The organism is Hymenobacter sp. 102 (assembly GCF_049949205.1).
Taxonomy (GTDB): Bacteria; Bacteroidota; Bacteroidia; order Cytophagales; family Hymenobacteraceae; genus Hymenobacter.
The window spans coordinates 1,158,764-1,184,843 of record NZ_CP188172.1 but is presented as its reverse complement, the minus strand read 5'-3'; the positions used below and the strand labels follow the sequence as shown (position 1 = coordinate 1,184,843).

Below are 26,080 nucleotides of genomic sequence, written 5' to 3'. Positions count from 1 at the left end.
CTGCTAGCAGGAAGATACGAACTATGGGGCATTAAACTGTGGTTTCCCAAAAATAGATGCGTTCCGGTAACTGGACTTTTACATCATTATATAGCGTTATACCGCTGATAAGGAGGTTTTTTGCTTGATGCGTAGGCGGCATTTTAGCTGGATGCCGCATCTTTACCCAACCTCCTACATCCTTGGTATGGCGTACTCACTGCTCATCCGTAACTGCGGCCATCTGCTGACTCTCACTGTTTCCGATGCCAACGGCCCGCTGGCCGGGCCGGCCCAAAGCAACTGGCGCATCATCCCGGATGGGTACGTGGCCTGCGAGCAGGGCCAGATCGTAGCCGTGGGACCCATGCCTGAGCTTGACCAGGCACTGGTAACAGCGGCCACCGAGGTAATTGAGGCGGCTGGCCGGGTAGTACTGCCGGGCCTGGTGGAGTGTCATACCCACCTGGTGTTTGGCGGCAATCGGGCCCACGAGTTCCACCGTAAGCTGCAGGGCGAAACCTACCTGGACATTCTGGCCAGCGGGGGCGGTATTCTGAGTACCGTGCGCGCCACCCGGGCCGCCACTGATGAGGAGCTGCTGCAACAGGCTCTGCGGCATCTGGTCGATTTCCGGCACTATGGCGTTACCACTCTCGAGGCCAAAACCGGCTACGGCCTGGATACCGATACAGAGCTGCGGCTGCTGCGGGTGGCCCAGGAAGCGGGCCGGCGGCAGCCGGTGCGGGTGGTGCCTTCCTTCCTGGGGGCGCACGTGCCCGGGCCAGAATTCCGGGGGCAGCCCCGGGAGTATCTGCAGATGCTGGTACAGGATGTGCTGCCGCGCATTTCCCCAACGGAAGTACCCTTCGTGGATATTTTCTGTGAGGAAGGCGCATTTTCGGTGGCCGACTCGCGCTGGTACCTGGAGCAGGCCCGGGAACTTGGGTTCCGGCTGAAAATTCATGCCGAGCAGCTGCACGATTTAGGCGGCTGTGAAATGGCGGCCGAATTGGGGGCCGTGAGCATCGACCACGCCGACTACCTGGCGCCGGCCGCTGCCGCCCGCATTGCCGCCCGCACCAACGGGCGTACCGTGGCGGTGCTGCTGCCGCTGGTGCCGCTGTTTCTACGGCAGGAGCAATATGCGCCCGGCCGGGCCTTCATTGATGCCGGCCTGCCCGTGGCTATCAGCACCGACTTTAACCCCGGTTCCTGCCCCAGCAAAAATCTGTGGCTAGCGCTACAGCTAGCTTGCCTGAAAATGGGCCTCACGCCCGCCGAGGCTGTGGCCGCTGTTACGCTGAACGCCGCCTGGTCCATTGGGCAGGAGCGGGAGTGCGGCAGCCTGGAGCCCGGCAAGCGTGCCGACCTGCTGGTACTGGATGTGCCCACGCTGGAAGAAATACCCTACTGGCTGGGCGAAAACCCAGTGCGCGAGGTCATCATTGGCGGACAGCGGATATGATGCCAGTAGTGGCTCGGCCAAATCCGTAGCTTCGTGCTCCTGTTCATTTTCCCTTCCGCTCTGCAATGCTCCTGCCCATCTACCAGATCGACGCCTTTTCCAGCCGGCCGTTTGCCGGCAACCCCGCCGCCGTTTGCCCGCTTACCGAGTGGCTGCCCGCCGAAATGATGCAGGCTATTGCGGCCGAAAACAACCTGGCTGAAACGGCTTTTTTCGTGCCGCGCACCGGGGCCGAGTACGAAATCCGGTGGTTTACGCCGGCCGTGGAAGTGGAGCTGTGCGGGCACGCTACGCTGGCCTCGGCGCACGTACTCTACCGCCACCTGAATTTTCAGGAACCGGAAATTATTTTCCACTCCAAAAGCGGCCCTTTGCACGTAAGCCAGGGAGAAAACGGCCTGCTGACGCTGGATTTCCCGGCTCGCCCGCCCCGGCAGCTCCCGGAAACACCGGCTGGCCTGGTGACCGGCCTCGGCGCCACGCCCCGGCAGCTATGGGCCGGCCCTGATCTGGTGTGTGTATTTGAGACCGAAGCCGAGGTACGGGCCCTGCGTCCGGATATGGGCCAGCTGGCTACCGTGGAGTACCGCGGCGTTATTGCCACGGCTCCTGGTACCGGCGGAGTCGATTTCGTGTCCCGGTTTTTCGGGCCCCGCGTGGGCGTGCCCGAAGACCCCGTAACCGGCTCAGCCCACACTACCTTGGTACCGTATTGGGCCAACCGCCTGGGCAAAACCCACCTGCACGCCCGCCAGGTTTCGGCCCGCAGTGGCGACCTATGGTGCGAGCTGCGTGGCGAGCGGGTGCGCATGAGCGGCCACGCCGTAACGTACCTGAAAGGCGAAATTGAGATTCAATAATTTTCCAGGGCCGGCCGCGCATAGTGGCCGGCTCTGTTATATCTTCCACTATTCAGTTTCCGGCGTATGCTGCACCGCTATACCACCAACTTGCTAGCTTTAGGTCTCAGCCTCATTAGCTTATCCGCCCAGGCCCAAACGACCAGCAGCCAGGAACTGGTGCAGCAGGGCGTGGCGCTCCACGACCAGGGCAAGTTCGACGAAGCCGTGCTGCGCTACAGAGAGGCCCTGAAGCAGGGCCCCGCCAATACCACGGCCCGCTACGAGCTGGCCTTGACCTACAACGTTCTGGGCCGCAACGAGGAAGCCGTAGAGCTATGCAAGCAACTTCTAAAGCAGAACTACACTCCCAGTGCGGGATTCTACAGCACCTACGGAAACGCCCTCGACGGCCTTCAACAACCCAAAGAAGCCGCCAAAATCTACCAGGAAGGGCTGAAGCGGTACCCCAACGACGGGGCACTGCATTTTAACCTGGGCGTAACGCAGGCCACGGCCCTGGGCCAGCCGGCGGAGGCCATTAGCAGCATGCAGCAGTCGGTGCGGTACCGGCCGGGGCACGCCAGCTCGCTGAATGCGCTGAGTCTGCTGCTGCAGCAGGAAGGCAACCGCGTGCCGGCGCTGCTGGTCCGGCTGCGGCTGTTGGAGGTGGAGCCTACCGGCCCGCGCGCCGAGGCCGCTTTGGCCCGCTTCGATGCGCTGTTGGGGCAGGGCGTGGAGAAAACCGGCGCAAAGGCCGTGACCATCAACATCTCCCCGGAAACCCTGAAAAACGCCGGCAAAAAGGGCCGCCCCGACAATTTCGGGCAGGCCGATATGCTGCTGAGCATGAGCGGGGCCATGGATTTCAGCGAGGAAAACAAGGATAAAACGCCCACCGAGCAGCTCATCCGTAAGCTGGACGCGTTGATTAGCGTGCTGGATGAGCTGCACCCCGAAAAGCAGGAGGGTTTTACCTGGCGCTACGTCGTGCCCTACTTCGTGGAGCTGAAAAAACAGGGCTACCTTCCGGCTTTGGCGTACGCGGTGCAGGAATCCAGGGCGGCCCGCACGCCTGAAGTGCATACCTGGCTGGCCAACCACACCGCCACCGTGGAGGAGTTCCACAGCTGGTCGGCGGCGTACGCGTGGCCGAAGTAGGAGCGGGGCCGCTACCCGCGCAGCTGTTCCCGTTTGTAGCCGTTGCGTTCCAGCACCTGCTCCACGAACAGGAGCTTGTTGGGCAGTTGCAGCAGCGCCGCGTGAACGGCGGCCGGCACGCCCGCGTAGCGCACGATACCACCGTGGCGGTACTCAATTTCCAGCGTCTGGGTGGCGGCCTCGTAGCCCACGGCTTTCAGGGAAGTAGAACGAACGGGGCGGCGCTGCACGGGTGGGAGTGTATCAGGAGGGTAGAATAGTTTAATCACCTGTAGGGATCCTACAAGACAGACGAATACAATAGTCGAGAAGGAACGGAGTATCTTTCCAAATTCACCGAAGAATTATACCACTATATTAAAAAAAACTTTCCTGTGGAATGGTCAGATTAAGCCGTAATGTATCGGTTCTAATAATAGAATTCAAGTGGTGTTCGGTTCCACTTCGCATCTGTGTGGAGTTTATGTATAAAGCTCTTTTGTGTCATTTACTTCTACTGGTATGTAGTTGTCATACACGTTGGTTAGGTCCGACTGTCCGTCGGCTACCGGCCGCTTTACCTTATAAGGAGATGCACTCTGTGGACTTTTGCCAGCTACCGGCTTTGCGTAACCAATTAGTATGTGTACGCGGGATATACTCCGGTATTGCAAATGAGTATTGGTGGTTTACTTCAGTAGGACCACCCTGTACGCCAGATATAGGCGTAGAATTAATTTTCCCAGATCAAGTGTCTACTCCTTTTCAGGCAAAAATCGATGTTATGCGACAATTTTCTGATAACCACTGTTTAGTCGTGGATGCACTTGGCCGTTATGAAGATGATCAAACTACTGGATATGGGCAAATAGGTCACAACAAAGCGCGATTTATAGCGCATGAATTAATACAGGTACAACTTGTGACACTTAGACGGCGCAAAGTTATAGCCGTCCAGTAAGTTCTACGTTAAGCAACCCTCCTTACGCCGCTGGCTTCTTTCTTACCGCCGGAGCCTTTTTGCCGGCTACGGGGGCGGCGAGCTTGCTGGGGTTATCGGCTAGGAACTTGCCCCAGCTTTTTCCTCCGGCCTTCACATTGTTGCCCTTCTGGTAGTGGTGGCACATGGCCACGGCGAGGGCATCGGTGGCGTCGAGGAACTTGGGGGCTTCTTCGATGGGCGGGAGCTTGAGCGTCTGGCGCAGCATGTGGGCCACCTGTTCCTTGCTGGCGTTGCCGGAGCCGGTTACGCTCTGCTTTACCTTGGTGGGGGCGTACTCCACGTACGGAATCTGGCGGGCCAGGCAGGCGGCAATGGCCACGCCCTGGGCCCGGCCCAGCTTGAGCATGCTCTGCACATTCACCCCGAAAAACGGCGCTTCAATGGCCAGCTCGTCGGGCAGGTGCTCGTCAATCAGCTCCGTCATGCGCTCAAAGATGCGCTTGAGCTTGAGGGCGTGGTTGGTGCCCAGCTTGCGCATATCAATCACATCGTACTCCAGCATGCGCACCTGCTGGCCCTGCACCTCAATGACGGCGTACCCCATCAGGTTAGTGCCGGGGTCGACGCCCATAATCACTTTGGGCAGCAGCTCGGAGGAAGAGGCGAGGGGCAGAATCATGTTGGTAGCGGTTAGCGAATGGCTATTGGCTGGTAGCTATGAAAAAAGAAGGGTACTTTCTGTATTCGCTGCAAGCCAGCAACGAATAGCTACCAGCCATAAAGGCTAACTTGCCGAAGTTACGCAACCATCCGCCACTTTGCCTCAGTTGAAGCCTCAAAGCTACGCCCAAACCGCCGAACCACCGGCCCCGGCCCGGTACAAAGGCTGGATTGTGGCGGGCAAGCTGGGCATCACGCTGCTCACGCTGGGCCTGCTATGGCACTCCGTGGTGGCCGATGCCGCCACGGCCGCCGCCTGGCGCGGCCTGTTCACGCGCACGTTGGGCGGGCAGGGGCGGGGCGCAGTGCTGGCCGCTCTGCTGCTGATGCCCCTGAACTGGGGGCTGGAAGCCTGGAAATGGTGGCGGCTGGCCCGGCACCTGGAGCCGGTGTCGTTTCGGCGCAGCTTCCGGGCGGTGCTGGTGGGCCTTACGCTGGGCTTCGTCACGCCCAACCGCGTGGGCGACTACGCCGGCCGCATCATGGAGCTGAAAAGTCGGCGGCTCGATGCCCTGGGGGCGGTGTTTCTGGGGCGTTATTGCCAGCTGGTAGCCACGGTGGCGGCCGGTACGGTGGGGCTGCTGTATTTTCTGCTGCGGTTTTACCTGCCGGGCTACCCGGCGGCCCAGGTGGGGGTAGTGGTGCTTACCTTGTTGATTAACATAGGAATTCTGCTGCCTCTGTACCACTCGGAGCTGCTGGTGGCGGCGGTGCGGGCCGTAAAGCCGTTGCGCCGGTTCAGCCGGTATCTGGCCGTCATGCCAACCTATCCGGCCCCGCTGCTCACCCGCGTGCTGCTGATTTCGGGGTTGCGGTACGCGGTGTTTTGTTTGCAGTTTGGGGCGTTGCTGTGGGCCTACGGGGTACAGGCGGCAGTGGGCCCGGCGCTGGCGGCCATTGCGGGTACGTTTCTGCTGAAGTCACTGGTGCCCTCACTCAATGCCCTGGCCGATGTGGGCGTGCGGGAGCTGTCGGCTACCCACCTGTTTGGGCTGCTGGGCCAGCCGGTGCTACCGGTGCTGAGTGCCAGCCTGAGCTTGTGGGTGCTCAACATTGCCGTACCCAGCGCCATTGGGCTTGTTTTCGTGCTCCGACTGAAAATCCTGCGCAAACGCCGCTCAATGCCGGCCTTGGCTCCTGAAGCATGATGCACGCGGCAACGTGGTTGGGAGCGGCCGGGCTATTGCTGGTGAGCAGCGTGTATCTTCGGCAGATGGCCCGGTTCGGCCGGGTGTGGCGGGAGCTAGTGGCGGAGTCGGCCACTGCTGCTCCGCTGCCCACCGAAGTCCCGACCACTACCCCGGTGTTTTCCGTGCTCATTGCCGCCCGCAACGAAGCCAAGAACCTGCCCCATTTACTGTCTGATTTGTTTCGCCAACAGCCCATTCCGGGCGGGTTCGAAGTGCTCGTCGTTGATGACCACTCCACCGATGCCACCGCCCAGGTAGTGGAGCAGCTGGCCGCTACGGCCCCGTTGCCGGTGCGGCTGCTGCAACTGGCCGGGCAGCCGGGCGCGCCCACCGGCAAGAAAGCCGCCGTGCAGGCCGCCGTGCAGGCCGCCCGCGCGCCTTGGCTGCTGCTCACTGATGCCGACTGCCGGGTGCCCGCCGGCTGGGTGCGGGCCTACGCCCGTACGGTAGCCCGCCACCCCAAAGCCCGGTTTATCAGCGGGCCGGTACTGCTCACGGGCACCGGGCCGCTGGCTACTTTGCAGGGGCTGGAGCTGGCCGGGCTGGTAGGGGCGGGAGCCGGTAGTATTGCCCAACAGCGGCCTACCATGTGCAACGGTGCCAATCTGGCCTACCGCCGCCAGGATTTTTTCGCCGTGCACGGCTTCCGGGGCAACGAGCAGGTCGCCAGCGGCGACGACGAGTTTCTGCTGCACAAGCTGCACGCGGCTTTCCCCGGCAGCATCCGGTTTCTGGCCGATCCGGCTGCCCTGGTAAGCACGCCGGCTCAGCCCACGCTACGGCAGCTGCTGCGCCAGCGGGTGCGCTGGGCCAGCAAGTGGCGGCACTACCAAACCAAGGCCCCGCAGCGGCTGGCCGTGCTGGTACTGCTGGCCAACCTGTTGTTTCCGGTAGGCGCGGGGCTGTGGCTGTTGGGCACGGTGTCGGGCGGAGCGGTGCTGCTGAGCTGGGCCGCCAAACTGCTCGGCGACGTGTTACTGCTGCGGCCGGTACTCCGGTTTCTGGGTCGGCCCCGGTGGCTATGGTGGGTGCCGGTGTTGCAGCTGGCCTACGCGCCGTATGCACTGCTAACCGGGCTGGCCGGCCTGCGTGGCAGCTACGAGTGGAAGGGCCGGCAGGTGCGGCCGTAATTATTGCCCGTCCGTCGGCAAATCAACAACGATTTTGCTTGCTTTTACGGGCACCCGGGGCGTATTTCAATAGGTAATTCATTTGTCGTATTGGTATGAAAAATCTGTTGGAAATCATCATGCCCGCTAGTCTGACGGTGGTAGCTGGGGCTATTGTTCTATGTTCAGTAATGCTGGGCGAGCAGTTGACTGGAACGCAGGATTTTAGCCAGGATGAACCTCTAATTTGCGGTAACGAAGCCGTCGCAATGACCTCGTTTACCGATTCAGTCCCTGCGAACCAGCCTCTGCCCCCCGGCGTCGATGCGGCTGCCGTAGCCGCCGGCGACGCCTTATTTAAAGGCAACTGTGCTCAGTGCCACGCCGTGAATGAAGTAGTAATGGGCCCGGCCTTGGCGGGCATCACCAAGCGGCGGCCGATGTCTTGGATTACTTCCTGGGTGAAAAATTCCAGCAAGCTGGTGGCCAGCGGCGACGAGTACGCCGTGAAAGTCTTCGAGCAATACCAGAAGCAGCAGATGCCCAGCTTCCAGCTGTCGGATGCTGAAATTACCTCAATTATTGCCTACATCGACTCTCGGCAAGCAGAAGGAATGGCACGAGCTGGTACAAATGACGTAGCCTATACGCCCGGCACAATCGTAACTGGCCAATAGCCTCCTAGTAACCCGCCCGGAGTGCTACCTTTGCCTTAAACCCTGCTTTCCGTGACCGACGCCGAATTTGATATTCTCGACGAGCTGTACTTCGTCACTTCCTTCTCCGACTTGAGCCAGAAAACTGGGCTGGCTCCCGCCGTTCTGGAGCGCCACCTGCGCCAGCTGCTGGAGCAGGGCCTCATCCGCAGCTTCTGGCCCGACCCCGATACGGAACTGGCCTTCGAGGAAAGCTCCTTTGGGGCCATCGTGCGCGACTGTTTTTTCCTGGCTTCCAAGGAAGGCCTGCTGCAGCATAATACCCGCTAATGGCCGCAGCAACTGCCGTTTCTGCCGTGCTGCCCCCGGCCCCGGCCCGCCCGCCCGGCTACTACGTGCGGCAGCGGCTGCTGCGCAACACGCCGGCCATGCTGGGGCTGGGCTTCATTGTGCTGTGTACGCTGGTGGCCCTGCTGGGTTACTGGGTGCTGCCCGATAACTCGCCCAATGCCAACAACGGGCTGGTGCAGCTTCAGAAGGAAGCGCCCGGCTTCAGCGCCACCCTTCTGCGCCTGCCCGCCGCCGATACCGCCCGCCGGCCCGCCAGCTGGCTGGGCACCTGGTGGCAGGGCCAGCCGGTGCAGTACCGGGAGGTACCCATTGCCAGCTACCGCATCCAGGGCGATTCGCTCTATACCCAGCCTTACCAAAACCACTCCGCCCTGGCCGACAAGCCGCAGGCATACGCGCTGACGGCCGTGGTGGGCCACGCCGGCCCGGCCGCCGAGCTGGCCCGGGAAGCGGCTGAACAGCACATCACGCGCCGCACTTACTGGCTGGGCACCGACAAAGCCGGCCGCGACGAGCTAAGCCGCCTGCTGCTGGGCACCCGCGTAAGCCTGGGTATCGGGCTGGTAGCCGTGCTGATTTCAGTAGTGCTGGGTATGCTCATCGGGGCGGTGGCCGGGTACGTGGGTGGCTGGCTCGATTCGCTGCTGCTGGGGTTGATGACGGTGGTGTGGAGCATTCCGGGCATCATGCTGGTTATTGCCATTTCCCTGGCCCTGGATAGCAAGGGCGTCTGGACCTCCTTTGTGGCCGTGGGCCTCACCATGTGGGTGGATGTGGCCCGGGTAGTGCGCGGGCAGATGCTGAGTCTGCGCGAGAAAACTTTTGTGGAAGCCGGGCGCGTCCTTGGGCTGCCCCAGCACCGGCTTATCTGGCGGCACCTGCTGCCCAACATGACGGGCCCGCTCATTGTGCTGGCCACTAGCAACTTTGCGGCGGCTATTCTGCTGGAAGCCGGCCTGAGCTTTCTGGGCCTGGGCGTGCAGCCCCCGGCTCCTTCGTGGGGCCTGATGGTGAACGAAGGCTTTCAATTATTGGGCACCGAAGCGGGCTTATGGCTTACTTTGCTGCCGGGGCTGGCCATCAGCCTGCTGGTGCTGAGCTTCAACCTGCTGGGCAACGGCCTGCGCGACGCCTACGACCCCAAAACTCCACTGGCGAGTAGCTGAGTAACTGAGTAAGGGAAAAGCACCCCAGGTGTCTTCTCCACTGGCAGTTACCCCGGTTACTTTCTTACTCCGCCACTCATCCACTCAGGTACTCTCTATGCCCACCAGTATTCTTGAAAAGCGCCTGTTCCTGAAGGAGCGGGAATTGAACGCGCTGCTGGATATCACGCAGGTTATCAACCAGGATTCCACGGAGGCGGCCCTCTACAAAATTTTCCAGTTTACGCTGCTGGGCCAGCTCAGCATCCGCCGCATGGTGCTGTACGTGCGCGAAGACGACCAGTGGATATGCATGGTATCGTTCGGGGCGGGCCTGGCTGATTTCCGGAGGGTGCCGCTGCCCGCCGCCATTCTGGACCACTGTCAGGGGCTGCCCTGTCCGCTCAAAGATTTTCCGGGCCTGGGCCCCGAGTGGGAGCAGCTGGAAACCAGCATCCCAGTGGTGGAGAAGGGGCGCACGCTGGCTTATGTGTTCATCGGTAACCTCAACGAGGACTACGCCACCGAGGAGGCCACCAAGTTTCTGCAAACGCTCAGCAACATTCTGTTGGGGGCCATCCAGAACCGCCGCCTGGCCCGGCAGCGCGTGGCCGATGCCGCCATTCGCAAGGAAATTGAAATTGCCCAGGAAGTGCAAACCATGCTCTTCCCGCGCACGCTGCCCAACGATGCCGCCGTGGCGGTGCAGGCCAGCTACGTGCCCCACACCGCCGTGGGCGGCGACTACTACGACGTAGTGGACCTGGACGCCAACCGGTTCCTGTTCTGCGTGGCCGACGTATCGGGCAAGGGCGTGGCAGCTTCTTTGCTGATGTCCAACTTCCAGGCTGGTCTGCGTACCCTGCTACGTCAGCAGGCCGATCTGGCCACCGTGGCCCAGGAACTCAACAACCTGATTTTCCGCAACGCCGGCGGCGACAAGTTCATCACCGTGTTCTTCGGCCTCTACGACCGGCGCACCCGGGTGCTGGAATACGTAAACGCCGGCCACAACGACCCCCTGCTGCTCTCCGACGCGGGCACCGTCACCCTGCTCAAGGAAGGCTCCATTATGCTGGGCGTGATGGACGAGCTGCCGATGCTGAAAGTGGGCCGGGTGGAAGTACCGCCCCGCGCCCTGCTGCTCACTTACACCGATGGTCTTACGGAGGTGTTCGATGCCGACCATGAGGAGTTTGGGGAGGAAGGCGTACTACGCGTGCTGCGCCATAACCGGTACGCCCCGCTTACCACCGTGCACCGGGAGCTACTCCGCGAAATTGAAGCCTTCAATACCAACGGCTCCCGCTTCGCCGACGACGTTACCATCCTCAGCTGCCGGTTTAAGTAGTGAAGTGGTGAAATAGTGAACTGGTGAGTTTGACGTTCAACCCGCGTCGGTAGCGCAAACAGAACATCAAACTCACTAGTTCACTATTTCACCACTTCACCTTTCGCCCAACTGCCTACCCGGATCAGCATGAACAGGTTGATGAAGAAGAAGGAGCCGATTTTGTCAACTTCGACCAGCTCATTCAGCAGCAGGTGAAACACAATGATGACGAAACTCATGCCGCAGGCCAGCAGCACGTAGCGGGGCTGGCTGCCAGGCTGGGTACGGTGGTAAAGCGTTTCAATGGTAATGAGCGTCCCGCCCAGTAAAATCATGAACAAAATAACCCCTGGGAAACCCTGCTCGGCCAGTACCAGCAGAAAGTAATTGTGGGTGGTTGACTTTTCGGGGTTTTCGCTCACGTAGGTGCGGAAGCTGCGCACAGTATAGCGCTTATACTCGGGGTAGAAGGTGCTGGGGCCGCTGCCTACCATCGGGTGCGCGGCCGCCATCCGGCCGGCCGCCACCCAGCGGTACACCCGCTCCATGCCCGATACGTCCTGCAGCTTGTAGGTGGCTTCCAGGTGCTCTTCAAAGTTCTGCCCGTTGAAAATCGTCTTCTCAAAGTTGGGCGCGTACAGCATGTAGTTGTTCTGGCTCAGAAAGTACGTGGCTCCGGCCAGCACAGCTGCCAGGGCAGCCACCAGTACCAGCCGCGTCTGGCGCAGCCGGATAACGCCGTAGAACAGCCCGGCCACCGGTAACGAGAGCATGGAGGCGCGAGTGTAGGAAGTTACCAGCCCGAATAGCAGCACGCCTAGCCCAATCCACCAGGCCATTCTGGTGGCACCCCGGGTGCTGCGGATGGCATACAGCGCAAACGGCAGCAGCAGCGCCAGCACCGAAGCATAAATTACGTGGTTGCGGTAAAACGGCCGGACCGCCTCGTTGATGCCCTCAAAGCTGAACCCGTGTCCCGCGTGTTTGGAGGCGGTGAGCAGCACCGTGAGGCCGGCACTGATGGCGTATAGCCCGGCTACCCGCCAGATATCGGCCGGGCGGCGCACCAGCAGCAGCGTACCCAGTCCAAACGGTACCAGATACCAGGTTTTGGCCAGCAGATACTTGATGGATTTGGTCGTATCCACTGAAAACGCGGTGGATATTGCCGACCAGAACAGCATCAGCAGCAGCATAATCACCAGCGGGTGCAGCAGTTCCCGGCGCGGCAGGCCGTCGCGCCGCATCAGCAGGGTTACCAGCACGCAGCCCGTGAGCACCAGCAGCAACGGCTCCGACGGAACGTCCATGCTCAACCCGCCGGGCAGCGACATTTCCTTGGAAAAAGCCAGCGTCAGGAACAGCAGGTAGTAGAGTACCCGCCACTCCGTGAGCACCACCAGCAGCCCCACCACCAAGACTACGGGCACCAGCGCCAGCGGAGTTTGCAGCAGCAGCGCCGTGGCCCCACCCAGCAGCAGCACTGCTATCAGGGCCATAAACAGACGTTGCGGACCGTCTTGGGGCAGCAAGGAGGCTAGCCGCTGATTCACGGGGCTGCGGAGTAGCCGGGCCGGCCGGCCGTGCGCCGCCACAACTCCAGCAAGGTGATGACTACCACGGAGAAGGCCAGCGTCAGGAATACGGAACCCACCACAATCAGCCAGCGAATGGGCTTGCTTTTCTTGGTGGCCGGGTAGGCCTTCTGCACCACGTAGAGGGAGGAAAGCTTGCCTTTCAAGGCCACGTCGGCGGTTTCGTAGTCGCCGCGGGCTTTCACCAGCCGCTCCTGCAAGTCGGCCATGCGAGCCGTAAACAGGTTCAGGGAGTCAACGCCCTGGGTGTAATCTTCCAGGTTGATGACGTTGCCACCATCTGAGCGAGTGAGGCCGCGCAGGGCCCGGCGCAACCCGGCAGCCTTACCGCTGTTGCCCTCGCCCTCGGCCTGGTGCAGCTTGGACTCCACTTCAATGATTTCTCGGGATAAGTAGCGCGACTGCTGCTCCAGCCCATAGATGCCGTAGCGGCGACGGGCCTGGATGAGCTTCTGGCGCGAGGTCTCAAACTCCTTGTCCAGAAACTGGTACCGCTGCTGGTAGAGGCCCAGCACGTTGCGGCGGTTGTCCAGCGTCAGTTGCTGATTCACCGAGTCAATAACTTGCACCAACGCATTGGCAATCTGCGCGGCCAGCAACTTGTCCTCGTCGTGGAAGGTCAGTTCAATAGCGTCCCGCTCGTTGTGCACAATATCCAGATTAGAGCTGAACTCGCGCAGGGTGGCATCATCGGCGGCATCGTCGCCGGCGGCCCCCATACGGTAGTGTTCGTGTAACCGAAAGCGCCTGATGATCAACTCGGCTACCGGCTGCGACTCGCCAATGGTAATTACCCGGTCCAGGTCTTCAGTGCGCCCGCCCAGTTCCAGCTTGCTGCCCTCAGTGGCAATGCGGTCAGGGTCAGTGGTTTGGGGATTGGTTGGAAAAAAAACGGCCGTTGATTTGTACACGTTTGGTAGCAACAGAGCCACCACTACACTTACCATCAAAGCCAGCAGCAGGGCCGCGCCTACTAATTTTTTCCAGCGGTTGATGATGGGCCACAGACCCAGGAGAGAATAAGACGACTCCGACATGCGAAATAAAAGGCCGAGCGGCAGAAAGTGGAAGGGGGCAGCCGCCAATGGCAGGCAAATATAGAGGAAAAAGGCCCTCTGCCGGCACCTGTTGTTGGCGGGTCGGCCGCCGGGTTTTGCGTAGTTTTACGGCCCAGGACTTTGGTTATCGCCATAGTTGCAGCCAAGTCAGCACACTTCTATTTCGCTCACGCACCCCGCTTATCAAACGCTTCCTCGGAAATATCAGCTTTGTAGTGCTGCTGAACCTGCTGGTGAAGCCCGGCTGGGTGGTGCTGGAAAACGTGGTGCAGGACCGCATCGGCCACGAGCAGTTTGGTACTTTCACGGCCCTGCTCACGCTGGCAACCATCATGGCCGGTATTTCTGATTTGGGTACCACGCAGCTGACAACCAAGCGGCTGGCCGCCGCACCCAGCTTCTTTGCCGATTTCTTTCCCACGCTGCTGCCCCTGCGGGCCGGGCTGGGCCTGGGCTTTCTGCTACTCACGGTGGGCGTGGGGTGGGTGCTGGGTTACCGGGGACACTGGCTGGTGCTGCTGGCCCTCACGGCGGCCGGGCTACTGCTCACGCAGTACACGCTGTTTCTGCGCGGGGTGCTGCAGGCCCACCAACGCTTCACTGCCGATGCCGTGCTATCGGTGCTGGAGCGACTGTTGCTGCTGGGGCTGGTGCTGGCCCTGCTGCCCTTGGGCCTGAACCTGGACCGGTACGTGGGCGTGCGCACGGTGGCGGTGCTATTTACCTTCCTGCTGCTGGCCGGCCTCATTCGGCGGCTGTACGGGCGGGTGGCGCTGCGGCCGCGCTGGCCGCAGGTCCGGCAGGTGCTGCTCGAAAGCCTGCCGCTGGCCTTTATTACGCTGGTGTACGGCCTCAACGAGCGGATTGACATGCTGATGCTGGAGCGGCTGGTGTCGGCTCAAGAAGCCAGCTACTACGCCGCCGCCTACCGCTGGGTAGATGCCGTGATGATGTACCTCTGGACGGTGCTGCCCTTGTTTTTCGCCCGGTTTGCCCACGCCACGGGCCGCCGCCCCGAGCAGCAGGAGCTGTTGTGGTTTGGGCAGCGGGTAGTGACGGTGCCGCTGTTGCTGGTGGTGGGCTTCGGGCTGTTTCGGGGCGAGCTGCTGTTCTTCCAGTTCAAGCACAGCACCCCCGCCGAGCTGCTGCGCATGACCCAGTGCCTGCAGGTGCTGTTCCTGAACGTGCTGGTACACGCCTTCTTCGCCATTTACAGCACCCTGCTTACCAGCACCGACCACGAAAAACCAGTTTCCTGGCTGGTAACGGGCAGCATCGTGCTCAACACTGGCCTCAACTTCCTGCTGATGCCGCGCTATGGGGCGCTGGCGGGTGCCTTCAACACGCTGCTGTGCGCCGTGTTTGTGTCCATTGGCTACGTGTGGCTGGTGCCGCGTCGTACCGGGGTGCGGCCGCCCTGGGCTACGCTGCTCCGGCTGGCTGCGGCGTTTGGGGGGCTGTGCGGGGGCTGGTATCTGCTGCGCACGTACGCCGGGTTACCCTGGTGGCTGGAAGCGGCTGTGGCGGGCATCTGGCTGCTGCTGCTGATATTTGCCCTGGGCATCGTCCGCATTTCGGAGCTGCGCAAGGTGGCCAGGTAGTTAGGTGATTGGGTTGTTGAATAGTCCTGTACTCTCATTACCCAACCCTCCAACCACCTAACCACCCAACCCTCTAACCACCTAACCACCCAGTGCACATAGCCGTTAACGTCCGCTTTTTGCTGCCCGGCAACCAGCTGGAAGGTATTGGGCGCTTTACGTTTGAGACGCTGCGCCGCATGGTGCAGCAGCAGCCGGAGCACACGTTTCACTTCCTCTTCGACCGGCCGTTTGATGAGCGGTATCTGTTCGGGCCGAACGTGGTGCCGCACGTGCTGCCGCCGCCGGCCCGGCATCCGCTGTTGTGGGTGGCCTGGTTTGAAGGAGCCGTGGCCCGCTGGCTGCGCCGCCACCGCCCGGCCGTATTCCTCAGCCCCGATGGCTACACCACCCTGCGTACCCGCGTACCCCGCGTAACGGTGCTGCACGACTTGGCTTTCGAGCATTTTCCGCAGGATGTTGGCCGCCTGGTGCTGCGCTACTACCGCTACTTCACGCCCCGCTTCGCCCGGGCTGCTGAGCGGCTGGTGGCCGTTTCGGAAGCCACCCGCCAGGATATCGTGCAGACGTACGGGGTAGCGGCCGAAAAAATCAGCGTGGTGTATAACGCCGCCGACGCGCACTTTCAGCCCCAGCCGCCCGCCGTGCAGCAGGCTGTCCGGGAGCGGTACGCCGCCGGCAAAGACTATTTCCTGTTTGTGGGCGCTTTGCAGCCCCGCAAAAATCTGGTGAATCTGCTGCGGGCGTTTGATGCCTTCAAAGCCGCCACCGGTTCCTCGGCCAAGCTCCTCGTGGTGGGCCGCACGGCCTGGAAAGCCGGCCCCATTTTCGAAGTGTACCAACAGCTGCAGCACCGCCATGATGTGCACCTGACCGGCCGCGTGACGGATACGGAGCTGGTGGAACTGTACGCCGCCGCGCTGGCTACCTGCTACGTGCCCTATTTTGAGGGCTTTGGCATTCCCATCATCGAAGCCCAGGCCTGCCACTCGCCGGTCATTACCTCCAACTGTAGTTCCCTGCCCGAAGTAGCCGGCGACGCCGCCTGCTTTGTCAACCCGTTTTCGCCGGAATCTATTGCGGCGGGGTTGCAGCGGGTATGGGAATCCGGGGAGTATCGGCAGCACCTAGTGGCACTGGGGCAGCGCAATGTGGGGCGCTTCAACTGGAACGACAGTGCCCGCCGTCTCTGGGCTGAAGTGGAACGGGCGGCGCGGGGGTAGTTTTTCGTTGTCGGTTGTTCGTGGTCAATTACCAGGAGAAGACTACCCGTAACGGCCAACAATCAATTGACAGCTAACAACGGGCACCTGACAACCAACAACTAAGCAACCAAAGATGCACTTACACCGAATGCCTGGCTTAGTGCAGCGGCTGTTTCCGGAGTGTATCTGGACGATGCCCGCTACCCGGCCACTCCTCTATCTGACGTTTGATGATGGACCTATTCCGGAGGAAACACCATTCGTACTGGAGCAGTTAGCGCAGTTTGAAGCACAGGCCACGTTTTTCTGCGTGGGTGAGAATGTGCGCCGTCACCCGGAGGTGGCCCGGCAGGTGCTGGCGGGTGGGCACCGGCTGGCCAACCACACGTACCATCATATCAGCGGCTGGAGCCACTCCCGCCCCGATTACTTGGCCGATGTGGAGCAGTGCCGACAAGTGCTGGCAGAAGTGCAGCCCGAAGCGCGGCCGTTGCTGCGCCCGCCCTACGGCCGCATTACCCCTGGCCTGGCCCGGCAGCTCCACCAAACGCACCAGGTAATAATGTGGGATGTGCTCACATGCGACTACGACCCGGATTTTAGGCCGGAGCAGTGCCTGGCTACTGCCATTCGGCTCACCCGGCCGGGCTCCATTGTGGTATTCCACGACAGCCTGAAGGCCAGCCGCAACCTGCGCTACGTGTTGCCGCGGTACCTGGCGCACTTCGCTGCCCTCGGCTATCAGTTCCATAAACTGTAGCGGAATGCTGGTTTTTCTCATGCTGTATTTTCTGGGCTGGTTTGGGCTGCTGCTTACGGCCACCGTGCTGTTTGGGCGCAATAAGCCTACCGCCCTGCTACCCCCACAGCCACTACCCCGGGTGAGCATCCTCATTGCGGCCCGCAACGAGGAAGCCGCCCTCGGCCGTTGCCTGCAAGCCATCCGGACGCTGCAGTATCCGCCCGAGCTGGTAGAGGTGCTACTCGGCAACGATGGCTCCACCGATGCCACTGCCAGCGTGGCCGCCGCTGCTATGGTGGGGTACGCCGGCTCGTTCCGGATTATTTCAATTGCTGAAGCGCTGGGTACAGCGCGGGGCAAAGCCAACGTGCTGGCTCATCTGGCCCGGGCCGCCACCACCGACTTCTTCTGCATCACGGATGCTGATATTGCCGTGCCACCTACCTGGCTGACCGGGCTGCTGGCCCATACCGGGCCTGGCATTGGCAGTGTTACGGGCCTCACGCTGGTAACCGGACCCCGGCTGTTTCACCGCCTGCAGGGCCTCGACTGGTTGATGTCGCTGGGACTAGTGCAGGTAGTTACCGATTTGGGCCGGCCCGTAACGGCTATGGGCAACAACATGCTGGTAACCCGTGCTGCCTATGAGGCTACCGGCGGCTATGAGGCGCTGCCATTTTCCGTCACGGAGGATTACGAGCTGTTCAAAGCCATTCTGCGCCAGGGCTACGGCTACCGTAACCTGTTTCATCCCGAGGTGCTGGCCGAGTCGCTGCCGATGTACACCTGGGGCGGCCTGCTACACCAGCGGCGGCGGTGGTTACGCGGGGTTGAGCAGCTGCCCGGCTGGCTGCAGGTGTGTCTGGCACTGTACGGGTCTTTTTATCCGTTACTGGTGGTGTTGGCGATAGTGGCGGGGTGGCCCTGGGCGCTGAGTGTGTGGACCGCCAAGCTGGGCCTGCAGGGCTGGCTGGCGGCTAAGTGCTTCCGACGCGTGGGCCGCCGGCCCCCGCTGGAGCTGTTGCCGCTGTTTGAGTTGTACACGGTACTACTGACGGGTAGCTTGGTATTGTTCCGGCTGCTACCGCTGCAGTTCAGGTGGAAAGGCCGCTCGTACCGGTGAAAATTTCATTGTTTTTTATCCGTATGCCAGCCGCGCAGTGGGCGCGGAGCCCCGCCGTGCCGGGCGCGGTTAAGTGTGATGTAAGCGTGTAGCCGCATACCAATAACGCTGGTGAGGTAAGCGAAAAAGTGCTTTTCTGGCTGACTATCGGGGATTTGAGCTTTACATTTGACTACCCGGCGGCTCCTGTCGGTGAATTGCTATCATTCCATCCTCTGCTTCATGTTCCGTTTTTCATCCCACCGGACGGCTTTGCTGGCGGCTGCGCTGTTCTGTGCGTCTCCCATTGTGTCACCTGCGCAAACAAAGGCCCCCTCTGCCAACAAAAAAACCGCTGCCTCGGTCAACCGCCAGCAAGAGCTGCTGGGCAATGAAGCCAAAATTGAGGCCCTGCTGAAAAAGCTGACGCTGGAGGAAAAGATTGCCATGCTGCACGCCAACTCCGCCTTTGCGGCCGGGGGCATCAAGCGGCTGAATATCCCGGAAATCATGACCTCCGACGGCCCCCACGGGGTGCGCCCTGAGCAGGGCCGGGACTGGAAAGGCGTGAAAAACGCCAACGACGCGGGTACCTACCTGCCCGTGGGCAACGCCCTGGCCTCCACCTGGAACCCCGCGTTGGGCTATGCTTTCGGCACCGTGATGGGCAGTGAGGCCGCTGCCCGCGGCAAGGACATCATCCTCGGCCCGGGTATCAACATCATTCGCACACCCCTCAACGGCCGCAACTTTGAGTACCTGAGCGAAGACCCCTACCTCATCACCAAAATGGTAGTGGGCTACATCAAGGGCGTGCAGGACCAGGGCGTTTCGGCTTGCGTGAAGCACTACGCGGCCAACAACCAGGAGGCCCACCGCAACGACATTGACGTGGAAATGAGCGAGCGGGCCCTGCGGGAGATTTACCTGCCGGGCTTTAAGGCTGCCGTGCAGGAGGCGGGGGTGTACACGCTCATGGGCTCCTACAACAAGTTTCGGGGCACCTACGCCACCGAAAACGCCTACCTGATGAACGACATTCTGAAGGGCGAGTGGGGGTTCAAGGGGCTGGTGATTAGCGACTGGGGCTCGGTGCACGACACCCAGAAGGCCCTGCGCAACGGTACCGACCTGGAAATGGGTACCGACCTGGCCCTGATGTACGGCAACGTGGACCAGACGGCCACCGGCGCGCAAGCCACCCGCAGCCTCTACGACCGGTTCTTCCTGGCTGATGCCGCGCTGGAGGCCGTGAAGAAGGACAAGAGCCTGGAGCCGCTGGTGGACGATAAAGTGCGCCGCATCCTGCGCGTGATGTACAAAACCAGCATGCTGGACGGGGCCAAGCGCAAACCCGGCGCTTACAACACCCCCGAGCACTACGCCACGGCCCTGAAAGTGGCCGAGGAAGGCATCGTGCTGCTCAAAAACGACCGGAACTTCCTGCCCCTCAAGAAGACCACCAAAACCTTCGCCGTTATCGGCGAAAACGCCACCCGCGAGAATGCCATGGGCGGCGGCAGCTCCCAGGTGAAGGCCAAGTACGAGGTAACGCCTTTGCAGGGCCTGCAGAAAGCCCTGGGCTCCGGGGCTACTGTGACGTACGCCCAGGGCTACAAAATTGCCCGGGGTCAGCAGGCCGATCCTCAATTGATTGCCCAGGCCGTAGCCGCCGCCAAGGCTGCCGACGTAGCCATTGTGGTGGGGGGCTCTACCCACGGCTACGACTACAGCAAGTGGGGCGACAACGCCTACGACGCCGAGGGCTTCGACAAGCCCGACATGAAGATGCCCTTCGGGCAGGATGAGCTGATTAAGGCCGTAGTAGCCGCCAACTCTAACACCGTGGTAGTGCTACTAGGTGGTGGCATGATGGACGTATCGGCCTGGCAGGGGGAGGTGAAAGGCATTGTGGAGGCCTGGTACCCCGGTATGGAAGGCGGCAACGCCATTGCCCACGTGCTGCTCGGGGATGTGAACCCCTCCGGTAAGCTGCCCATGACCTGGCCCGTGAAACTCGAGGACTCCCCGGCCCACAAGCTGGGCGAATACCCCAGCACCCCCGGTAACGAGCTAAAGCAAACCTATAAAGAAGACGTGTTTGTGGGCTACCGCTACTTCGATACCTACAACGTAGCGCCCCAGTATGCCTTCGGCCACGGCCTGAGCTACACCACGTTCGAGTACGGCAAACTCACCGTGAAGCCCTCAGGCCAGGGAGCCACGGCCACGCTCACGGTGCGCAACACCGGCAAAGTAGCCGGCGCCGAAGTGGTGCAGCTCTACGTGCACGACGACCAGGCCAGCGTGAAGCGCCCCGAGAAGGAGCTGAAAGCCTTTGAAAAAGTATTCCTGAAGCCCGGCGAGTCAAAAACCCTCACCCTCGCCCTCGGCCCCGATGCCTTCCGCTACTACGATGAAGCTAAGAAGCAGTGGGTGCTGGAGCCCGGTACCTTCACTCTGCAAGCCGGCAGCTCCTCCCGCGACATCCGCCAGACGGGAACGGTGAAATTGTGAGGTGGTAAGGCAGTCGTCATTGCGAGGCGAAGCCGAAGCAATCCGTCCTTCCCAAAGCTCCCAACTCTGACCTATTCCAACGCCCCTGACGCCCACCCGGTCGTCAGGGGCTTTTCTGTATGACAAGGCTATGCGCGCTAAAAAGGGCGGGTTGCGTTGGCTCCGCCTCGCAATGGCAGTCCATAAATTCATCACTTCCCGCCGCCTTACCTTTGCGGTATGCAGTTTTCTGATTCGCACGCCCACGTTTACTCGGAGCAGTTCAAGCCCGACCAGGACGACATGCTCCAGCGCGCCTTTGAGGCCGGAGTAGATACTATTTTCATGCCCAACATCGACCACACTAGCATTGATGCCATGCTGGAGGTGGAGGCGAAATACCCGAACCACTGCTTTGCCCAAATGGGCCTGCACCCCTGCCACGTAACCCGGCAGTTTGAGAAGGAGCTGTACGAGGTGGAAACCTGGCTCAACCAGCGGCCCTTTGCGGCAGTAGGGGAGTGCGGCATTGATTTGTACTGGGACAAAACCATGCTGGCCGAGCAGCAGGAGGCCCTGCGCATTCAGGTGGCCCTGGCTAAAAAGCACAACCTGCCCCTGGTGCTACACACCCGCGAGGCCTTCCGCGAAGCTGCCGACATCATTGCGGCCGCCCAGGATGGTACGCTGCGGGGCGTGTTTCACTGCTTCTCCGGTACGAAGGCCGAAGCCGAGGAAGTTATCCGGCTGGGCTTCAAGCTGGGCATTGGGGGAGTGGCCACCTTCAAAAACGGCGGCCTCGATAAGGTGCTGCCCGGCCTCGGGCTGGAACACCTGCTGCTGGAAACCGACGCGCCCTACCTGGCCCCCATGCCCCACCGCGGCAAGCGCAACGAACCCGCCTACATTCCGCTGGTAGCCTACCGCGTGGCCGAAATCATGAGCCTGACCGGCACCGAAGTAGCCCAGGCCACCACCCGCAACACGCTGGAGCTATTTGGTGAGGGGCAGCGGGTGAGGTAGGGGAGTACTCGGGTGGTTTGGCTACTACGGTGCTCGTAATGCAAGGCTGCAGGTAACGCAGGCGCTGAGGCGCTGGGTGGCGCACCTCCCGAGCACTGCCAGCGCCATGTATCCAGCTGGAATGAATGATGCCAGGGCCTGCCTGAGCCAAGCACAACCGTGTGTCTGGCTCAGGCAGGTCTTGCTGTTTGCTTACCGGAATATCCTTCCCGGAAGACATCGGGATAGGGTAAAACTCCGTAATTGACAAACAAGCAACCGGTGCCGATAACCTCTGGCGCTACCCCGGGTTGGAGTAGGAGGCCCGTAGCTTACGCAAGCGAGCCGGCACTGCCAACTACCAGCTGTTGCCTCATTCCACTCACTCAACTCCATTCCTGATTATGGCCACCAACCCTGAGCCGGACGTGCCGGCCAACCATAACGAAGACCGCCGCACCTTTCTGAAACAGTCGTCTCTGCTTACGGCCCTGGCCCTGGTGCCCGGTCCGGTGGTATCGGCTGCGGAGGCTAAGCTGGACGAGCGGGTAGCCGAAGCCATTGAGCAAGTGCCCCTGAGCCTGAAAGTCAACGGCAAAAAGCTGAAGCTGAAAGTGGAGCCCCGCACCACCCTGCTGGACCTGCTGCGCGAAAACCTGCACCTCACCGGCACCAAAAAAGGCTGCGACTACGGCCAGTGCGGCGCCTGCACCGTGCATGTGGACGGCCAGCGCGTGAACAGCTGCCTGAGTTTTGCCGTGATGCACGACGGCCAGGAAATTACCACCATTGAGGGCCTGGCCGATGGCGACAAGCTCCACCCCATGCAGGAGGCCTTCGTGAAGCACGATGGCTTCCAGTGTGGCTACTGCACCCCCGGCCAGATTATGTCGGCCGTGGCCTGCGTGCGTGAGGGTCACGCCGGTTCGGAGGAAGAAATCCGGGAGTACATGAGCGGTAATATCTGCCGGTGCGGGGCCTATCCCAACATTGTAGCCGCTATTCAGGACGTGAAGCAGGGAGGACAAAAGGTATGAACCAGTTCCAGTACGTGCGCGCTACCAAGCCGCAAGCCGCCATTGAGGCGGTAGCCAAGGACCCCAACGCCCGCTTTATTGCCGGCGGCACCAACCTCGTGGACCTGATGAAGCGCGGCGTGATGACCCCGCAAAAGCTGGTGGACATCAACCGCCTGGATCTGCGCAAAATTGAGCGCCAGAACAACGCCCTGCGCATTGGGGCATTGGCCCTGAACTCCACCGTAGCCGACGACAGGCAGGTGCGGGAGCGGCACCCATTGCTGGCGCAGGCACTTAATGCCGGGGCCTCGCCGCAGCTGCGTAACATGGCTACGGTGGGCGGCAATATGCTGCAGCGCACCCGTTGCCCGTATTTTTACGATACGGCCCTGCCCTGCAACAAGCGCGTGCCGGGCTCGGGCTGCGGGGCGCTGGAGGGCATCAACCGTATGCACGCCATCTTCGGCTTCTCTGATAAGTGCATTGCCGTGCACCCTTCTGATATGAGTGTGGCCCTGGTAGCCCTGGATGCCACCGTGCAGGTGAGCGGCCCCAAAGGCAACCGCAGCATCCCCTTCGCCGACTTTCACCGCCTACCCGGCGACACCCCCGAAAAGGACACCAACCTGGAGCCCGGCGAATTGATTACGGCCGTGGATATTCCGGATGGTCCGTTTACCAAGCATGTACACTACCAGAAAGTGCGGGAGCGGGCCAGCTACGCTTTTGCCCTGCTTTCAGTAGCGGCGGCCCTGGATATTGACAATGGCACCATTAAAGCGGCGCGGCTGGCCATGGGCGGGGTGGCGCATAAGCCCTGGCGCCTCACGGCGGCCGAGCAGGCGCTGGTTGGCCAGCCCGCTACCGAGGCAACCTTCCGGCAGGCGGCCATCGTGGCCATGCAGGGTGCCAAAGCTTTCAAACACAATGAATACAAGCTGCGCCTGGGCCCGAACACCATTGTGCAGGCTCTGAAAACGGCCGCGGCCGCCTAACCCCCACCAAGTATGAACGCCCCAGAAAAGAAAATCGGCGCGCCCATGAACCGGGTGGACGGCCGCCAGAAAGTAACCGGCGCGGCCAAATATTCGGCTGAATACGAGCTGCCTAACATGGCCTACGCCGTGCTGGTGGGCAGCACCGTAACCAAAGGCCGCCTCAGCAGCATTGATACCAAAGCTGCCGAGCGGGCTCCCGGTGTGCTGGCCGTCATTACCCACCTCAATGCGCCCAAAGCCCCCGGTGTAAAGCCTGCGGGCAAGGACCCCTCGCAGCCGCAAACGGTGGGCAGTGCCTTGCAGGTACTTACGGACGATAAAATTCGCTTCAACGACCAGCCCATTGCCGTGGTGGTGGCCGATACCCTGGAGCGGGCCCGCTTTGCGGCGCGGCTGGTAAAGGCCCAGTACGCCCCGGAAAAGCACCAGACTAACCTAGAGGCCAACAAAGCCAATGCCTTCCTGCCCACCCAGGCCAAGAAAAACCCGAAGTCGGGGGCGGCGGACTACCAGCGCGGGCAGGTAGATGCCTATAAAACCGGTGCCCTGAAGCTGGAAGCCGAGTACGTGATACCCACCGAGGTGCACCACCCCATGGAGCTGCAAGCCATTACGGCCCACTGGGAAGCTCCCGACCGGCTCACGCTCTACGACAAAACCCAGGGTACCATGGCCACCCGCCGCGACTTTGCCCGGCAGTGGGGCCTACCCGAAGAGAATGTGAAGGTTATTGCCACCTACGTGGGCGGTGCTTTCGGCAACGCCCTGCACAGCTGGCCCCACGAGTCGGCGGCCATTATTGCGGCCAAGGTGGTGAACCGCCCCGTGAAGCTGATGCTGACCCGGGAGCAGATGTTCACTATGGTGGGATACCGCCCCTACACCTGGCAGAAGATTGGAATGAGCGCCACGGCCGACGGCAAAATTACGGCCATTACCCACGAAAGCATCGGCCAGACGTCCACCTATGAGGAGTTCGTGGAAGCCACCCTGGGCCAGACCAAGATGATGTACGAGTCGCCGAACCTGACTACGCGCTACCGGCTGGCGGCCCTGGATGTAGGCTCCCCCATCTGGATGCGCGGCCCCGGCGAGGCCACCGGGGCGTTTGCCCTGGAGTCGGCCATGGATGAAATGGCTTTCCTGCTGAACCTGGACCCGCTGGAGTTTCGTCTGCGCAACTATACTGATCAGGACCCCGAGAAAAACCGCCCCTGGAGCAGCAAATTCCTGAAGGAGTGCTACCAGGCCGGGGCCGAGCGGGTGGGCTGGAATAAGCGCCAGCTCAAGCCCGGCGCCCTGCGCGACGGAGAGTGGCTGATTGGGTACGGCATGGGCGTGGGCACCTTCGGGGCACACCGGGGCTCCTCTAAAGCCAGCGCCCAGCTGTTGCCCAACGGCACCGTGCTGCTGCAAAGCGCCGTTACGGACATCGGCCCCGGCACCGGCACGGCCATGACCCAGATTGCGGCCGACACCCTGGGCCTGGCCCCCAGCAGGATTCGTTTTGAGTGGGGCAACTCCGACTTTGCCCAAGCGCCCACCCAGGGTGGCTCGGCCATTGTAAACACCGTGGGCCCGGCCGTGCAGGAAGCATGCCTGGCCCTGAAAGACAAGCTGCGCGAGCTGGCCGGTAGCAGTAACGCCGCTTTTGCTTCTGCCAAGAAAGAAGATGTGGTTTTGGCTAACGACCACCTCACCTTGAGCGGTGATAACACCGTCCGCGCCGGCTACGCCGACTTGGTAAAGCAGGCCGGCGGCACGGCCGTCACCGTGGAGTCTAAACCCGGCGGTGAGGGCCAGAAGGTTTCGATGTACTCATTTTCGGTACATTTTGCTGAGGTGAGGGTGCACGAGCTGACCGGCGAAGTGCGGGTAAGCAAGCTGGTTTCCTGCGCCGATGCCGGTACCATCATCAACGAGAAAACCGCCGGCAACCAGATGAAAGGCGGCGCGGTGGGCGGCATCGGCATGGCCCTGATGGAGCACGCCATCATCGACGACCGGTTTGGCCGCTATGTCACCAAGGACCTGGCCGATTACCACGTACCCGTGCACGCCGACTCCCCGGCCGTGGAGGTGTTTTTCGTGAATAAGCCCGACCCCTACGTAAACAAGCTGGGCACTAAGGGCATCGGCGAAATTGCCACCATCGGCGTAGCCCCGGCCATTGCCAATGCCGTGTTCAACGCCACTGGCAAGCGGGTGCGGGAGCTGCCCATCACCCCGGATAAACTGATGTAAGCTGCGTAAATACGCCTACTTGCGTTTCGTGGTTGAATGATAATACGCTGAACGATGATGGCGGCTTCTATTCAGCGACGCAACGCCACTAGGCATTTCTGTAACCAGCGCCGCCCTTTCCAGACAGCTTCAGAAAGGGCGGCGC

General features: G+C 61.4%; 22 protein-coding genes. 18 read left to right on the top strand and 4 right to left on the bottom strand.

Annotation, left to right across the window (positions count from 1 at the left end; genetic code table 11):
- Positions 1 to 187: 187 nt before the first annotated feature.
- The 3 genes from hutI (at position 188) to ACN19L_RS05170 (ending at position 3,447) form a co-directional block, all read left to right on the top strand.
- Positions 188 to 1,447 (top strand): imidazolonepropionase, encoded by a 1,260-nt coding sequence (gene hutI, locus ACN19L_RS05180; protein ID WP_426492466.1) that lies wholly within the window; start codon positions 188 to 190, stop codon positions 1,445 to 1,447.
- A gap of 65 nt (positions 1,448 to 1,512) precedes the next feature.
- A complete protein-coding gene (locus tag ACN19L_RS05175) occupies positions 1,513 to 2,307 on the top strand; it encodes a PhzF family phenazine biosynthesis protein (protein ID WP_426492465.1) in 795 nt (264 codons plus the stop codon).
- Positions 2,308 to 2,373: 66 nt separating this feature from the next.
- Positions 2,374 to 3,447, top strand: coding sequence for a tetratricopeptide repeat protein (locus ACN19L_RS05170; RefSeq protein ID WP_426492464.1), 1,074 nt, complete (start codon positions 2,374 to 2,376; stop codon positions 3,445 to 3,447).
- A gap of 11 nt (positions 3,448 to 3,458) precedes the next feature.
- Here ACN19L_RS05170 and ACN19L_RS05165 read toward each other — a convergent pair whose 3' ends face one another.
- Complete coding sequence (locus tag ACN19L_RS05165) at positions 3,459 to 3,677, bottom strand: KTSC domain-containing protein (RefSeq protein WP_426492463.1); 219 nt, start codon at positions 3,675 to 3,677, stop codon at positions 3,459 to 3,461.
- Positions 3,678 to 4,409: 732 nt separating this feature from the next.
- Positions 4,410 to 5,048 (bottom strand): crossover junction endodeoxyribonuclease RuvC, encoded by a 639-nt coding sequence (ruvC, locus tag ACN19L_RS05160; protein WP_426492462.1) that lies wholly within the window; start codon positions 5,046 to 5,048, stop codon positions 4,410 to 4,412.
- 148 nt (positions 5,049 to 5,196) lie between these two features.
- On the opposite strand from ruvC, the gene ACN19L_RS05155 reads away from it, so the two are divergent.
- From ACN19L_RS05155 to ACN19L_RS05130, 6 genes are all read left to right on the top strand, one after another.
- Entirely contained in the window at positions 5,197 to 6,237 is a 1,041-nt protein-coding gene (locus ACN19L_RS05155) for a lysylphosphatidylglycerol synthase transmembrane domain-containing protein (RefSeq protein ID WP_426492461.1), read from the top strand.
- Entirely contained in the window at positions 6,234 to 7,409 is a 1,176-nt protein-coding gene (locus ACN19L_RS05150; RefSeq protein WP_426492460.1) for a glycosyltransferase, read from the top strand. The genes ACN19L_RS05155 and ACN19L_RS05150 overlap by 4 nt, the downstream gene beginning before the upstream one ends.
- Positions 7,410 to 7,504: 95 nt before the next feature.
- The gene (locus tag ACN19L_RS05145; RefSeq protein ID WP_426492459.1) at positions 7,505 to 8,065 is read left to right on the top strand and encodes a c-type cytochrome; all 561 of its coding nucleotides are present in this window, start codon (positions 7,505 to 7,507) and stop codon (positions 8,063 to 8,065) included.
- 51 nt (positions 8,066 to 8,116) lie between these two features.
- The gene (locus ACN19L_RS05140; RefSeq protein ID WP_426492458.1) at positions 8,117 to 8,374 is read left to right on the top strand and encodes a helix-turn-helix domain-containing protein; all 258 of its coding nucleotides are present in this window, start codon (positions 8,117 to 8,119) and stop codon (positions 8,372 to 8,374) included.
- Positions 8,374 to 9,561, top strand: a complete 1,188-nt coding sequence (locus ACN19L_RS05135; RefSeq protein ID WP_426492457.1) for an ABC transporter permease — start codon at positions 8,374 to 8,376, stop codon at positions 9,559 to 9,561. The genes ACN19L_RS05140 and ACN19L_RS05135 overlap by 1 nt, the downstream gene beginning before the upstream one ends.
- Before the next feature lie 97 nt (positions 9,562 to 9,658).
- Positions 9,659 to 10,891: a PP2C family protein-serine/threonine phosphatase gene (locus ACN19L_RS05130; protein WP_426492456.1), complete on the top strand. Its 1,233-nt coding sequence runs from the start codon at positions 9,659 to 9,661 to the stop codon at positions 10,889 to 10,891.
- A gap of 83 nt (positions 10,892 to 10,974) precedes the next feature.
- Here the strand turns inward: ACN19L_RS05130 and ACN19L_RS05125 are convergent, their stop codons facing one another.
- Positions 10,975 to 12,426 (bottom strand): O-antigen ligase family protein, encoded by a 1,452-nt coding sequence (locus ACN19L_RS05125; RefSeq protein ID WP_426492455.1) that lies wholly within the window; start codon positions 12,424 to 12,426, stop codon positions 10,975 to 10,977.
- The gene (locus tag ACN19L_RS05120) at positions 12,423 to 13,505 is read right to left on the bottom strand and encodes a hypothetical protein (RefSeq protein ID WP_426492454.1); all 1,083 of its coding nucleotides are present in this window, start codon (positions 13,503 to 13,505) and stop codon (positions 12,423 to 12,425) included. Before ACN19L_RS05120 ends, ACN19L_RS05125 begins: the two co-directional genes overlap by 4 nt.
- 47 nt (positions 13,506 to 13,552) lie before the next feature.
- On the opposite strand from ACN19L_RS05120, the gene ACN19L_RS05115 reads away from it, so the two are divergent.
- From ACN19L_RS05115 to ACN19L_RS05075, 9 genes are all read left to right on the top strand, one after another.
- On the top strand, positions 13,553 to 15,127 hold the full coding sequence (locus tag ACN19L_RS05115; RefSeq protein WP_426492453.1) for a lipopolysaccharide biosynthesis protein: 1,575 nt from the start codon (positions 13,553 to 13,555) through the stop codon (positions 15,125 to 15,127).
- A 92-nt stretch (positions 15,128 to 15,219) separates the two neighbouring features.
- Complete coding sequence (locus ACN19L_RS05110; protein ID WP_426492452.1) at positions 15,220 to 16,350, top strand: glycosyltransferase family 4 protein; 1,131 nt, start codon at positions 15,220 to 15,222, stop codon at positions 16,348 to 16,350.
- 115 nt (positions 16,351 to 16,465) lie between these two features.
- Positions 16,466 to 17,092: a polysaccharide deacetylase family protein gene (locus ACN19L_RS05105; RefSeq protein ID WP_426492451.1), complete on the top strand. Its 627-nt coding sequence runs from the start codon at positions 16,466 to 16,468 to the stop codon at positions 17,090 to 17,092.
- A 4-nt stretch (positions 17,093 to 17,096) separates the two neighbouring features.
- Positions 17,097 to 18,197, top strand: coding sequence for a glycosyltransferase (locus tag ACN19L_RS05100; RefSeq protein ID WP_426492450.1), 1,101 nt, complete (start codon positions 17,097 to 17,099; stop codon positions 18,195 to 18,197).
- A 222-nt stretch (positions 18,198 to 18,419) separates the two neighbouring features.
- Complete coding sequence (locus ACN19L_RS05095) at positions 18,420 to 20,693, top strand: glycoside hydrolase family 3 C-terminal domain-containing protein (protein ID WP_426492449.1); 2,274 nt, start codon at positions 18,420 to 18,422, stop codon at positions 20,691 to 20,693.
- A 219-nt stretch (positions 20,694 to 20,912) separates the two neighbouring features.
- Entirely contained in the window at positions 20,913 to 21,695 is a 783-nt protein-coding gene (locus ACN19L_RS05090) for a TatD family hydrolase (protein ID WP_426492448.1), read from the top strand.
- A 383-nt stretch (positions 21,696 to 22,078) separates the two neighbouring features.
- Positions 22,079 to 22,711, top strand: a complete 633-nt coding sequence (locus tag ACN19L_RS05085; RefSeq protein WP_426492447.1) for a (2Fe-2S)-binding protein — start codon at positions 22,079 to 22,081, stop codon at positions 22,709 to 22,711.
- Complete coding sequence (locus tag ACN19L_RS05080) at positions 22,708 to 23,688, top strand: FAD binding domain-containing protein (protein WP_426492446.1); 981 nt, start codon at positions 22,708 to 22,710, stop codon at positions 23,686 to 23,688. The genes ACN19L_RS05085 and ACN19L_RS05080 overlap by 4 nt, the downstream gene beginning before the upstream one ends.
- Before the next feature lie 12 nt (positions 23,689 to 23,700).
- The gene (locus ACN19L_RS05075) at positions 23,701 to 25,935 is read left to right on the top strand and encodes a xanthine dehydrogenase family protein molybdopterin-binding subunit (RefSeq protein ID WP_426492445.1); all 2,235 of its coding nucleotides are present in this window, start codon (positions 23,701 to 23,703) and stop codon (positions 25,933 to 25,935) included.
- Positions 25,936 to 26,080: the final 145 nt, after the last annotated feature.